The following is a 12,947-nucleotide window of genomic DNA, read 5'->3' as shown; positions in this document are numbered from 1 at the left end:
GGCCCCCCCCGCCCCCGCCCCCGCCCCCCCCCCCCCGGGGCCCCCGCCCCCCCCCCCGGGGGCCGCGGCGACTCGCACGACGCGACATTCCCATCGCGTTGCCGGCGCCGGGCTGTCAGCCCAGCAGGGCCAGGTCGTCGTCGGTGAGGGTGAGATCGGCCGCGGCGACGTTCTCCGTCAGGTGGGCCAGGGAGCCGGTGCCCGGGATGAGCAGGATGTTGGGGGAGCGGGCCAGCAGCCAGGCCAGCGCGACCTGCGCGACCGAAGCGCCGCGCCGCCCGGCGACGGTGGCCAGGTGCTCGGCCGTCAGCGGCTGGAACCCGCCGACCGGAAAGAACGGCACGTACGCCACGCCGGCTGCCGCGCATGCGTCCACCAGCGGGTCGTCGTCCCGGTTGGCGATGTTGTACTGGTTCTGGACGCACACGATCGGGGCGATCGTGCGGGCCAGCTCGAACTCGGCGAGGCCGATGTTCGAGATGCCGATGTGCCGGATCAGTCCCTCGTCGCGCAGCGCCATCAGCGCCTGCAGCGGCTCCGCGATGGCCGAGCGGTCGTGGCCGCGGTCGCCCATGCGCAGGTTCACCACGTCCATCCGGTCGACGCCGAGCGAACGCAGGTTCGCCTCCACGCCGCGGCGCAGCCCGTCGGGGGTCAGGCCCGTGTGCTCCGACGGCGGCAGGGCGATGTCCGGACCCTCCACCAGGGCGCCCACCTTGGTCACGAGGACCAGGCCGGCCGGGTACGGGTACAGCGCCGTCTTGATCAATTCGTTGGCGGCGACTCCGTCGCGGGCGTAGTAGTTCGAGGTGTCGATGTGGTTCACCCCGAGCTCCACCGCCCGCCGCAGGATCGCCAGCGCAGTCTCGCGTTCGGGGCGCTCGCCCCGCGGCCAGCCGGTCAGCTTCATCGCGCCGTATCCGACACGGGCGACGTCGAGATCGCCGCCCAGTTTCCAGCTGTCACTCATCACGATCTTGATCTTAGGCGATCCCGGCGGCGGGCTGCCTCGGCGGCGCAGCCTCTGCCGCGCCGCCGAGCCCGGTGTCAGCCGCAGTTGCCCCAGCTCGACCGGCCGTTGCTGTACCAGCTGGTGCCGTACAGGGCCTCGCCGCTGTACATCACGCACCGGTCGGCGGCGTACCGCTGCACCGCCGCGTAGTAGCGGTAGTTGCCCGAATCCGGCGCCCATGCGCCACCCTCGACCCGCACCAGCGCGGCCACGCCGCTGGCCGAGCCGACCGACACCGCCTTGAGCGTGGCGACGCAGTTGTAGCCCGTCGCGCTGTTGTACATCAGGTACACGTCGCCGACCTTCGTGCCGCCCGCGGAGATGGTGCGGTGGCCGTCGGCGGCATACGCCCACGAGCCGCCGAAGTCGGTGGCGCAGGCCGACGCCGCCGTGTACGGGTTCGCCGCCGCCTGTGCGGGCGTGCCGGCCGCAGTCAGCACCAGCAGCACCGAAGCGACCGCAACCGCCGCCCGCCGCGCGAGTACACGCATTTGTCCTCCCCAGGATCGCGGGGCGCGCGGATCCGCGCCCCGCGATGATCGTTCCACAGTGGATGGCTGAAGATCCAATGGCCTGCGCCCGGGGCGCCGACCCGACCGTCCACGGCGGAGCGACACCAGCAAGCGCCCCGGCTGACGCCTACTCGGGGATCAGCTCGGCGAGCCGATCCAGCGTGTACGCCTCCGAACCCTCCGGCAGGCCTTCGGGCGCGCTGAGACCGATGAACGTGACCGGCTCGTCCGGCAACCGGCCGTTCCACGTCATCACCTCGGCCCGTGCCCGCCACAGGTCCACCAGGTAGGACACGGTGAGGTGACGGCGTTCCACCAGCGCCCGCACCCGTGCGGCCGTGGAGAACGTGTTGTCCTCCACCCGGTTGAACGACGGCCTGCCTCCCAGGTACAGGTGCAGCCACACGGCCTGCCAGCCGCGCTCGCCCCTGGCGAACACCATCGGCAGCGCGATCCGGCCCTGGCCGCGCAGATGCGAACGCGCCCGCACGGTCCGCGCGTCGAACGGCGCACCCCGCTGCTCCCGCGTCCGGGTCTGGTACCCGAACATCGACTCGGCGACCTCGTCGAACGACTCGCCCGCAAAGACGTAGACCTGCGGAACCACGTAGTGACCCTCGACCGTCAGCGGCACGTCGATGAACTCGGTCGCACCGTTCGCCGCGTCGGTGATGTCGCCGGAGTGCACCACACCGTCGTGGTGATAGTTCGTCCAGGACACCTGACCCGCGGTGTGGAACTGGTCATCGAGCAGCAGCACCGACAGGTCGTAGTCGGTGCGCTGACGCGCCTGGCGCCAGTACATGAAGAAACGCAGCTGCTCACCGGACACCGACGCCCGCGAGCCCCTCGGCAGCACCGCGAAGCCGCCTTCGGACGCCTTGCCCGACAGTGGCAGCGCGACGTCGAGCACCTCCGGGTCCACCAGCAGCGGTCGCCGCGACTCCGGCAGCCGGGCGCCGATCTCGGCGTCGAGCAGCGACGACAACTCGGCCACCAGCTCGGCGGGCAGCGGCGCACGCGCGTCGGGCCCGATCCACGCGCGCCGCGAGCGGTTCGCGTACATGCGGGCGGACGCGGGCGTCAGCCGGTTGCCGACGTGCTCCCGCAGCGACAGGAGCACGCGCCCCGACGCCGAGCCGAGCGCCCCGGTGACGGCTTCGACCACATCGGTCCGCTGCGCCGCCGGGGCCTGCCGCAGCAGCCGGTCCGCGGAGCGCAGTAGTAGACCCGGCGCGGCCGACAGCACCGTCGCGGCCGGACCGACGGCTCCGGCGCGGATCGCGGCCTCCGCGCGGCCGGCGAGGTTGCTGACCCGCAGCTCGCCGCGGGCGACCGTGAAGACCTGCTGCGCGTGCGGCCACTGCGGGTACTCGTGCGGGTGCAGCCGTTCCCCGAGCCGCTTCCACCGTTCCGCATAGCGCGCGACGTCACCGAGCTTGTCCGGGTTCGCGCCGACGACCCGGTCCAGTGCTGCCAGCAGCATCCGCCGCTCCGGGCGCCGGAAAGCACGAAATCGGGTGGGTGTGGCGAGCGAGGCGTCCCCGCCGGACACCTGGCAGGCAACGCGCAGCACGTCGGTCGTCGTGTCCACGCCGACCAGCGGCCGGCCGAGGACGAGCCGGATCCCGTTGAGCACGGCACGGTTCTCCCGTACCGGGATCTCGGCCGGCTGCACGCCGTCCAGGCAGGCGACCGAGAGCTCGCTGAGGATCGTGAGGTCCGCCTCGCCGTGCGGCGTCGAGCTGCCTGCCATGGCCAGGTACAGCCGTGCCGCCTCCACCTCGGTGGCATCGCCGAGGCGCAGCAGGGTCAACCGGTCACCGGCCGCGGCGATCAGCTCGTCGTGGGCGGCGAGCAGCTCGGCATAGGTGTGCTGGTAGGTCCCGTAGTCGGGCAGGTCGAGCAGGTTGACCGTGCCCGAGGCGACGGCGTAGCGCAGCTGCGTGTCGGTCGCCGTGCCACCGCCGGTGACTACGGCCGCCCGTAGCCGGTCCGTCCAGAACTCGACGGTGTCGGGCACGTCGTGCGGGAAGCCGATGAAATAGGCGTTGTGCTGCACATGGTCGCCGACGAGTTCGCGCACCGCCGACACGACCGTGGCGGCGAGGTCCAACGCCGGCGCCGGGGCCACGCCGCCGATGTGTTCCAGCAGCTCGCGCGACAATGAGAATCCGACATCGAGCAGCACCGCATCCAATTGCCGGGCCACCGAACCGCCGTCGCCGGCCGGGCCGGCGCTGGCCGGCACGCGCAGCGTCTTCTGAATGATCGTCTTGTCGAGCACGTGGTCCTCCCCGTTCCAGTCGGCCACGGCAGCCGCGGCCCGCAGCAGCAGCACAAGTGGGTCGCCGGGGACTCGAACCCCGAACCCTTCGATCCAACAAGGAGAAGGAAGCGCGTCCATGGCCGCACAGGCGGGGAACGGACGTGCTACTCAGTCGAAAGCTCTGCCAATTGAGCTAGCGACCCAGGCGGAGATCATCGCACCGGCCGAGTCGACCCGGCCATCGAGTTTCGGCGTGCGCGGCGACGGGCGTGAGACGCTGGGCCGGTGACAGGGCGGGTGCTCGGCGCGGACGCGTGCAAGGCCGGCTGGGTCGGCGTGGTCCTGGACGGCACGACCGTGGACGCGCATTTCGGCGCGACGATCGCCGAGCTGGTCGGGGCCGCCGATGCGGGCGGCGAGGTGGCGGTCGTCGGGATCGACATCCCGATCGGGCTGCCCGACCAGGGCCGCCGCCGCGCCGACGTGCAGGCGCGCGTCATGGCCGGGCCGCGCTGGGCGTCGGTGTTCATGACGCCGGTGCGTGCGGCGCTGGCCGCCGGCGACCACGCCGAGGCGGTGCGGCTGAACAGGGAGCGTACGGGCGAAGGCGTCTCGCAGCAGGCATACGGGTTGCGCCACAAGATCCTGGATGTCGACGCGTGGATCCGCGACACCGGCCGCCGTGCCGTCGAGGTGCACCCGGAGCTGTCGTTCGCACAGCTCGCGGACGGTGCCGCGCTCGCGGCGGGTAAGACGACGTGGGCGGGGGCGCAGCGCCGCCGCGAGTTGCTGGCGGCCGCGGGCGTGCTGCCGTCGGGCGACCTCGGGCAGGCGGGTCGGCTGGCCAGGGTCGACGACGTGCTGGCCGCGGCCGCGGCGGCGTGGTCGGCGCGCCGGGTCCTCGCCGGTGCGGCGTTCTCGATTCCGGCCGTGCCTGAGCAGCTTGCCGGTGGGGTAGAGGCGGCGATCTGGGTGTGAGCGGGCGGAGCGGGCGGTTCCGGCGTCACTCCGCGTGGGGGAGGGCGGCGGCGTCGTCCGGCCGGTGCTGTGCGACCGACACGGAGCGACCCGTCGGCAGGGCGAACAGCTGCATCACGAGGGCGACAGCCGGAGCGCCGATCGAGGTGAGCGTCGCGAAGGTGAAGTAGCCGAGGGTGATCGGTTTGTCGGCGTCGAACTTCGTCGTCTGGATGGCGATCACGCCGGCGACCATCACGCCGAGAACGTAGATGTAGGCGGTCGCCAGGACCGTGATCTCCGACGTTTCCGTGCGCGGGCGCCTGATGTACTGGTGTACCAGCGACCGCAGGAGCAGCACAGCCGTGAGGCCTTCCAGGATCGGCAGGTAGTAGTAGTTGATGACCGTCGGGAGCCACCCCGGTAGCTGCCCGGAGAGTTCGCTGCCGACGTCGTCGACATAACTACCGACCGTGGTCGACAGGTAGAAGATCACGATGAACCCGACGAAGTACGTCGCGAACAACGTCACCCGGGTGGCGCGCCGCGATTCGTGATCGTACTGGTCGATGAGCCAGCACAACCCGCCGAACATGCTCAGCACACCGAGCCCCAGCAGGCCGCCGGCGGACAGGAGCAGGGTCCGGCCCCGGATGCAGACGGTGTCGCCGGAAGCGACGCCGAACAGGAAGCTGGCCATCAGGAGTGCGAGGAACGAGCCGACCAGCAGGACCAGCGCCTCGGTGCGCCGTCCCGGCTCGACGCCGCTCGGCAGGCGAGACGGCTCGGGTTGCACGCTGATCAGGACGATCATCCCGGCGAACACCAGACCCGCCAGTACGCCCGCCAGCTGCGAGTTCAGCGGCGCCGTCGTCAGCGGATTCCAGTCGTAGGTGCAGTCCGCTGCCATCTGAGCCCTTCGGTGGACACCTTCGCCGTCAGGCGCAGGTGGACCTGCGCGGCCGAACGCGTGACGCCGATCCGCCGCCGGGCGACTGGTCGGTCACGTCGTCCCGATTCGGCTTACCACGCTGACAGCGGGCATCGGGGGCTGTTCGTCGAACAGCAGCGCATCGCAGCCCACCGGCACCTCGCCCGTCGGCGTAGACGTTGCCGGCCCACCGCCGGAATGGATGATGAACAGTCCGCCGGGGCACCAACCGTCCGCGCACGACAGAGCGTAGGTCCAGATGACCAAGACGGTAAGGCGGCAGGGCCGACCATACCGTCCGCGTGGACCGGTGGCGGAGGGGAACTCGTGCGGACACCCGCGTTGGAGATCACGAATTTGGGCAAGCGGTTCGGTGACCGGACGGCGGTCGACGACCTCAGCCTGCGCGTACCCGCAGGTGCGTTCTTCGGCCTCGTCGGGCCCAACGGCGCGGGCAAGACCACCACCCTGTCCATGGCCGTCGGCCTGCTGCGCCCCGACAGTGGCACGGTTCGTGTCGAAGGCCTCGACGTCTGGGCCGACCCGATCCCGGCCCGAACCCGCCTCGGCGTCCTACCCGACGGCCTGGCCCTACCCGAACGACTCACCGGCCGCGAGCTGCTGGTGTTCCTCGGCCGGCTGCGCGGACTCGCCCCACCCGTCGCCGCCGCCCGCGCCGACGAGCTGCTCGACATCCTCGACCTCGCGGCCGCCGAACGCACCCTGGTCATCGACTACTCGACCGGCATGCGCAAGAAGATCGGCCTGGCCGCCGCGCTGCTGCACGGGCCGTCGCTACTGGTGCTCGACGAGCCGTTCGAAGCCGTCGACCCCGTATCGGCGCTGACCATCCGGGCGATGCTGCGCCAGTTCACCGCCGCCGGCGGCACCGTCGTGCTGTCCAGCCACGTCATGGCCACCGTCGAGCAGCTGTGCGACCACGTCGCCGTCGTACACCGCGGCCGGATCGCCGCCGCCGGCCCGCTCGACCAGGTCCGCGCCGGATCGACGCTGGAGCAGCGGTTCGTCGGCCTGGTCGGCGCCGACCTCGACCTCACCCGGAGCCCGTCGTGGTTGGCGTCCTGACCCTGATGAAGCTGCGGGTGCTGGCGCACTCGACCAGCGGCGCCCGCGCCGGCGGCCTGTTCCTCGGCGCGGCAGCGGGCCTCACGCTCGCCGTCGGCACCATCATGCTCGCCGGCGCCGACCTGCCAGGCCCGGCCTTGCGCGGCGACCTGTTCGCGGCCGCGCTGGCGGTGTGGATGTTCGGCTGGCTGCTCGGCCCGGTCTACACCGGCGGCGGCGACGAGTCGATCCGGCCCGAGCAGCTTGCGCTGATCCCGCTGCCGCCGCGGCGGGTCGCGTTCGGGTTCCTGGCGGTGTCGTTCATCGGCGTCGGCCCGCTGATCAGCCTGGTCGCCTTCAGCGCCCTGGTCGTGTACGCGGCCGGTCTCGGCCTGGCCGCGTTCACCGCCGCCCTGGTGCTCGTGCCGCTGCAGCTCGTCCTGGTCGTGGCACTGTCGCGGCTGATGCTGGCGGTCATGGGCCTGGCGGTCCGCTCCCGCCCCAGTGCGGTGCTGTCCGCGCTGATCAACGCCGGGGTCAACGCGACGCTGAACCAGTCGTGGGTGCTGATCTGGGCCGCGGTGCAGTTCGGGCTCGTCGACCGGGGACTGCCGGTCGGGTTCTCGACCCTGCTGCGGGTGCTGCCCTCGGGCTGGGCGGTCGTCTGCCTCGACGCGCTCGCCCGCGGCGACTGGCCGCTGGCGGCCGCAACCGGGGCAGGGCTGGTCGCGCTGCCGGTCGCCGCGGTACTGCTCTGGTCACGGCTGCTGGTGCGGCGCACCACGACCCGGCCGGCGCACCGCGGCCCGGGTCGGGTCCGCACGCCGCTGCTGGAGCGGCTGGACCGGGCCGGGCCGGTCGGCACCGTCGCCGCCAAGGAGCTGCGCACCTGGTCGCGTGACCTGATGCGGCTGCACCTGCGGTGGTTCGCGATCTGGTTCGGGCTCGTCTACACCCTGTGGCCCCTGGCCATCGGCTGGGCCGGGCTGCTGCCGTGGGCCGGGGTCATCGTCGTGGTGATGGCCGCGGCGACGTCGGCGAACCTGTACGGACTCGACGGCACCGCACTGTGGCTGACCCTGGTCGACCCCGGGCGGACCCGCGCCGACGTGCGCGGAAGGCAGGTGGCGTGGCTGATCCAGGTCGCCCCGGTCGCGGTCGCGCTGACCGTGGCGGGGACCGCGGTCGGCGGCGGCGCATGGACCTGGCCGTGGGCGCTGGCGCTGCTCGCGGCGCTGGTCGGCGGCGGAGCGGGGCTGATCGCATACACCTCGGTGTTCTTCCTCGTGCCCGGCCCGGAGCCGGCCCGACGCGGCGGCAACCCGCTCGACGCAGGCAACATCTTCGGCCAGGTCCTGGCGATGCTGGTGGTCGTACCGGTGACCGCGCTGCCCGCGGCAGGTGTCGCACTGCTCGGCGACCGCACCGGCAGCCCGCTGCTGAGCTGGGCGGCGGTAGCGGTAGGGCTGGCGACCGGCGGGGCGTGCACGTGGTGGCTGGGCCGCGCAGCCTACCGGCGGCTGGGCGAGCGCGGCCCGGAACTGCTCGCCCGCATGTCCGGCGGCGGCACCGTCACCCCCGGCCCCGGCCGCGCCGCTTCGGCGCGGGTCAAGCTGCCGCCCCGCCGGGCGGCGGTCGTCATGTTCCTGTGCGTCGTGTGCTGGATCCCGCTGTTCCCGCAAGGGCTGGTGCCGCTGTATCTGATCTGGCGCGGCAGTGACACCAGACTGTGGTTCCTCGCGCTGCACCTGGCAGACCCGTTCCGGGTGCCCGTCGCGGCGGCGATGGCACTGCTCGGCGTCGGCATGCTGTGGCTGGGGACGGTCCTGTCCCGCAGCCGGCGCGGTGCAGCCACGTGAGGTGCCCAAGATTCGGCCGACGCGTCCGGCGTCGGCGCGGGTGCGGGGCGGTTCGGCCGACCGGGCGGTCCCCGCCGGGAGCCCGTCGTCGCCGTCACTGCTGCGGTAGTTTGAGGGTGCGAGCAGGATGTTCGTCTTGCCCGATCCGTGACCAGTGCGTCTGCTGAGACGGACGTGACACATGATGACTGCAGCAGCCGGTGCATCTGGCCAGAGTGCGACCCGTACGCTCGATGTCCGCGTCGATGGATCAGTGGTCTTCGCCGAGATTTGTGCGCCGCCCATGAATCTTCTCGGACCCGAGCTGGTTCGTGACCTGGTGACGCTCATCCGGGCGGCCGAGGCTGACGCCAGTGCCCGGGTGCTGGTGTTCAGCAGCGCCGACCCCGACTACTTCATCTCGCATGTCGACGTCACCAAGGTCGCGCAGTATCGAGCCGAGGCCGCCGAACTCGTCGGCGAGCCCTCGATCGGGCTGCTGTTCCGCCGCCTGAGCGAAAGCCGTCTGGTCAGCATCGCGCAGATCCAGGGCCGGGTGCGCGGCGCGGGCAGCGAGTTCGTACTGGCCTGCGACATGCGCTTCGCCGCCCGGGAGTCAGCGCTGTTCTGCCAGCTCGAGCAGGCGTTCGGCACGATCCCGGGAGCGGGTGGTGTCCAGCACCTGACCCGCCTGCTGGGGCGAGGCAGAGCGCTGGAGGTCATGCTGAGCGCGCAGGACTATGACGCCGACCTCGCCGAGCGGTACGGCTGGATCAACCGGGCGCTGCCCGCCGCGGAACTGCCGGGCTTCGTCACGGCGCTCGCGCATCGGATCGCGGGTTTCCCGGCCGCGGCCCACGCCACGCTCAAGGACCGGGTCAACGAGATCACGCTGGCGCCCGCGGAGGCGTTCCGCCGCGACTCGGACCTGTTCGCCGAGGGTCTGAGCAGCCCCGAAGGCTCCAGCCGGATGCGGGCCGCGATGCGACGCGGATTCCAGACCCCCGACGGTGAGATGGATCTTCCCCGCCTGCTCGGCGCCCTGTCCGACGGCCCCGACGAGCACCCGTCCTGACGCCGCGGTGAGTCTGATGTCGCGTCTGGTGGTATCGCTGCTGGTGCCCGCGATCCTGCTGACGCAGGCCCTGCTGTCCGGCTGCGTTCGCGCGGGCAGCCCCACCGTCGCCGACGCGTACACACTGTCCAGACAGCTCGAGGGCTCAGGCGCGAGCCTGCCCGATGCCTACTACCAGGCGGTGATCGCAGCATTCAAGCAGGTCGCACCCGAAGTCACCGTCAGCTACGACGCCATCGGCTCGGCTGCCGGCAAGAAGGAGTTCGCGCAGCGCCTGACCGACTTCGCCGGCACGGACAGCGCCGTGACGGACGCCGACGCGATCACGCCGGGCACGTTCGTGCGACTGCCGACGGTCGCCGCACCCGTCACGATCGCGTACATGCTGGCCGGCGTGGACGGACTACGGCTGAGGCCGGACACGATCGCCAGGATCTTCCAGCGCGACATCACACATTGGCGCGATCCGAGGATCGTGGCCGACAATCCGGGGGTGCCGCTACCGGATCTGGACATCACGGTCGTGCGCCGTGCCGACGGCTCCGGCACCACCGACAACTTCACCAGGTACCTTGTCGCGGCGGCACCGTCGTGGAGGCTGGGCAGCGGCGACAGCATCGCCTGGCCGGCCGGCACGCAGGCGGGCGAGCGCAACACCGGCGTCGCCCGGCTGATCCAGCACCATGCGGGGTCCATCGGCTACCTGGACCTGCGTGACGCCATGCAGGCGGGGCTCGCCGCGGCCGCGGTGCGGAACAGGGACGGCCGGTTCGTCGAGCCGACGATCGAGGCCGCGACGATGGCACTGGCCGCGGCCCGGGTCCATGGCGACATGACCTACGACGTGCTCGACGCCCCGGGCGTCGGCGCGTACCCGATCACGGCGCTGAGCTACCTGCTGGTCCGCACGAGCTACGGCGACGTCGCCAAGGCGGACCTCGCCAAGCGGTTCCTCACCTATCTGCTCACCGACGGCCAGGCCATCGCCGATGACGTGAGCTTCGCTCCGCTGCCGGAAGTCCTGCGGCAACAGGCGCTGGCGCAACTGGACAAGATCAGGGGCTGACCGCACGCCGTACGCGCCGACCCAGCCGCAGCCGAGCTGGGCCGACGGTGCCTACTGGCCTTCACCGCCCGCGACGGCAGGATCGACCCGGCGCCCACCCTCGCGGGTGCGGATGTCCCGGAAGGGCGCTTTGCGCCCTGGCTGCGCAAACGGCGGGGTATGGCAACGCCCTTGCCGGATCCCGGCGGCCTCGCCGACCGCCCGGGCATAGCCTGGAGTGCGTGGACGAGCGCGTTCCCGGCGATGACCTCCGAGGTCGGCGCCGACCCGCCCAGGACAGCGGCTCCCGAACTCCCGGCCGCCGCTGAGCCGATGAGCGCATCCGCGCAAGCGCAGCGACGACGCAGGCTGGACCCCTTTCTCGCGGCGCTCGGCGGAACAGGGCTGCTGTCAGTCATCGCGGTGCTCGGCGATGTCGTGCCGGGCCGAGTGGCCGACGTCGCCTGCACCGCTGCCTGGCTCGTCTTCGCCGGGCAGTGCCGGCGCGTCGCGACCGCCCCGCACGCCGCCCGGGCGGTCCGCGTCTACTGGCGCATGATCGGTGCCGCCGGCCTGCTGTTCGCACTGGCCCACCTGCTGTACGCATTCGGCCGTCCACGCGGCACCCCGTCCGAAGACCCGATCCGGCTGGCGGCCATGGCGCTCATCGCCGCGGCCGTCGCCACCTTGGGCTGGGCCGTGGTCACCTACCCGATGCAGGCGCCCCGCCACGACCGGCGGCGGCTGCTACTGGACGTGGCCACGGTGATGACCGCCCTGACGATGTTCGCGTGGTTGCTGTGGCTGCCCGACGGCTCCCCCGACGGAAGCCCGGTGCAGCAGGGGCTGAGCCTGCTCGCATGTCTGCTGGCGCTGCTCGGAGTCACCGCCGGGGTGAAACTGCGGTTGAGCGGTTCCGCGCCGTGGATACCGCCGGCCGGGGTGTTCGTCTGCCTGGGCGTGCTGGTGGGGTCGTGGTCGCTGGCCAACCTCGTCAGCCTGGGCCCGAACGAGATCAAATTGGTGCAGGCCGGCCAGCTCGCCGCCGCTTTGCTGTTCGCCCTGGGCGCTCGGGTCCAGTGGACGCGGATGCGCGTCGTTCCCGCGGGGCTCAGCATGCGTCGCCGCGCCGTGAACAGCCCGTTGCCCTACCTCGCGATAGCCGCCAGCCTGACCATGTTGGTGACCGTGCTGGTGTACGAGGGGCTCACCGTGCGGGGCTGGGGCATGGTGGTCGGTGTCGTGGCCATCGCCGGTCTGGCCATGGTGCGCCAGAGTCTTGCCTTTGGTGAGAACAGCCGTCTGCTGCGGCGTCTGAGGACAGCCATCCGGGACCTGCACCAGCAGGAGCGGCGCTTTCGCAGTCTGGTGCAGAACGCATCCGACCTGACCCTGCTGCTCGACCCCGACAGCACCGTCAGATATGCCAGTCCCGCGCTGCACGACCTGCTGGGCCTCGACCCACCACAAGCGGTCGGCCGGCGCCTGACTGCGCTCGCCCCCGACGCCGCAGCGGCAATCGAGCAGCTTCTTGCCGACGTGCAGGCACAGCCCCGATCGGCACATCGCGCGCAACTGTGCGTGGCCGCCGACCCCGGCCCGCGCTGGCTGGAGGCACTGGCCACCAACCGGATGGACGATCCCGGGGTCGGCGGTGTCATCGTCAACGTCCACGACGTCACCGACTCGCGCAGACTCGAGGAACGGCTTCGCGAGCAGGCCATGCACGACGAGCTCACCGGGCTGCCCAACCGGTTCCTGCTCAACGAGCGGATCCAGACCATGCAGGACGGAACAGGCACGTCCGGGCGCCACGACGCCGTGCTCATGCTCGACCTAGACGATTTCAAGTCCGTCAACGACCAGCTCGGCCACCAGACCGGCGACGGGCTGCTCGTCGTCGTCGCACAACGGCTGCGCCGCAGCGTCCGACCGGTCGACATCGCGGCACGGGTCGGCGGCGACGAGTTCGTGGTACTGCTCAGCGACACCACCAGGGACGGCGCCGTCGCCACCGCACAGCGCATCCACGCGGCCCTGTCGGAGCCGATGACGGTGGGGGAGCACCAGCTGTCGGTCGGCGCGAGCATCGGGGTGGCGCTCGGGTCCGTCGACCGGTTCGACGACCTGCTCCGCGACGCGGACACCGCGATGTACACGGCCAAGCGTGATCCTGACGGGGTGCGGGTCCACGTCGTCGATTGACCGGACGTCCCGGGGGTCGTCGGTGCCGGCGCAGCGGC

The 12,947-nt window shown here is 71.9% G+C and carries 10 protein-coding genes and 1 tRNA gene; 6 read left to right on the top strand and 5 right to left on the bottom strand.

Features of this window, described 5'->3' with window-relative positions:
- Positions 1-115: 115 nt before the first annotated feature.
- The 4 genes from F9C41_RS17085 to F9C41_RS17070 form a co-directional block, all read right to left on the bottom strand.
- A complete protein-coding gene (locus F9C41_RS17085; protein WP_155387791.1) occupies positions 116-970 on the bottom strand; it encodes an oxidoreductase in 855 nt (284 codons plus the stop codon).
- Positions 971-1,047: 77 nt separating this feature from the next.
- Complete coding sequence (locus F9C41_RS17080) at positions 1,048-1,503, bottom strand: hypothetical protein (protein ID WP_155387790.1); 456 nt, start codon at positions 1,501-1,503, stop codon at positions 1,048-1,050.
- A 148-nt stretch (positions 1,504-1,651) separates the two neighbouring features.
- Positions 1,652-3,811, bottom strand: coding sequence for a TerD family protein (locus F9C41_RS17075; protein ID WP_155387989.1), 2,160 nt, complete (start codon positions 3,809-3,811; stop codon positions 1,652-1,654).
- 57 nt (positions 3,812-3,868) lie between these two features.
- A tRNA-OTHER gene (locus F9C41_RS17070) sits at positions 3,869-3,996 on the bottom strand.
- Positions 3,997-4,078: 82 nt separating this feature from the next.
- Between F9C41_RS17070 and F9C41_RS17065 the strand changes: the two genes are divergently transcribed.
- A complete protein-coding gene (locus F9C41_RS17065) occupies positions 4,079-4,771 on the top strand; it encodes a DUF429 domain-containing protein (protein ID WP_155387789.1) in 693 nt (230 codons plus the stop codon).
- A 25-nt stretch (positions 4,772-4,796) separates the two neighbouring features.
- Here the strand turns inward: F9C41_RS17065 and F9C41_RS17060 are convergent, their stop codons facing one another.
- Positions 4,797-5,660 (bottom strand): hypothetical protein, encoded by an 864-nt coding sequence (locus tag F9C41_RS17060; RefSeq protein WP_155387788.1) that lies wholly within the window; start codon positions 5,658-5,660, stop codon positions 4,797-4,799.
- A 348-nt stretch (positions 5,661-6,008) separates the two neighbouring features.
- On the opposite strand from F9C41_RS17060, the gene F9C41_RS17055 reads away from it, so the two are divergent.
- The 5 genes from F9C41_RS17055 (at position 6,009) to F9C41_RS17035 (ending at position 12,909) form a co-directional block, all read left to right on the top strand.
- Entirely contained in the window at positions 6,009-6,767 is a 759-nt protein-coding gene (locus F9C41_RS17055; protein WP_230689676.1) for an ABC transporter ATP-binding protein, read from the top strand.
- A complete protein-coding gene (locus tag F9C41_RS17050) occupies positions 6,752-8,605 on the top strand; it encodes a hypothetical protein (protein WP_155387786.1) in 1,854 nt (617 codons plus the stop codon). The genes F9C41_RS17055 and F9C41_RS17050 overlap by 16 nt, the downstream gene beginning before the upstream one ends.
- A gap of 181 nt (positions 8,606-8,786) precedes the next feature.
- Positions 8,787-9,659, top strand: coding sequence for an enoyl-CoA hydratase/isomerase family protein (locus F9C41_RS17045; RefSeq protein WP_155387785.1), 873 nt, complete (start codon positions 8,787-8,789; stop codon positions 9,657-9,659).
- 16 nt (positions 9,660-9,675) lie between these two features.
- Entirely contained in the window at positions 9,676-10,725 is a 1,050-nt protein-coding gene (gene pstS / locus F9C41_RS17040) for a phosphate ABC transporter substrate-binding protein PstS (protein ID WP_155387784.1), read from the top strand.
- A gap of 159 nt (positions 10,726-10,884) precedes the next feature.
- Positions 10,885-12,909 carry a sensor domain-containing diguanylate cyclase gene (locus tag F9C41_RS17035; RefSeq protein WP_155387783.1) on the top strand — a complete coding sequence of 675 codons (2,025 nt, stop codon included), beginning with the start codon at positions 10,885-10,887 and terminating at the stop codon, positions 12,907-12,909.
- Positions 12,910-12,947 lie beyond the last annotated feature (38 nt).

Origin of the sequence: Catellatospora paridis (assembly GCF_009720365.1) — a bacterium.
GTDB classification, from domain to species: Bacteria; Actinomycetota; Actinomycetes; order Mycobacteriales; family Micromonosporaceae; genus Catellatospora; species Catellatospora paridis.
The sequence above is the reverse complement of the archived record's forward strand: the minus strand, read 5'-3'. Positions and strand labels throughout refer to the sequence as shown.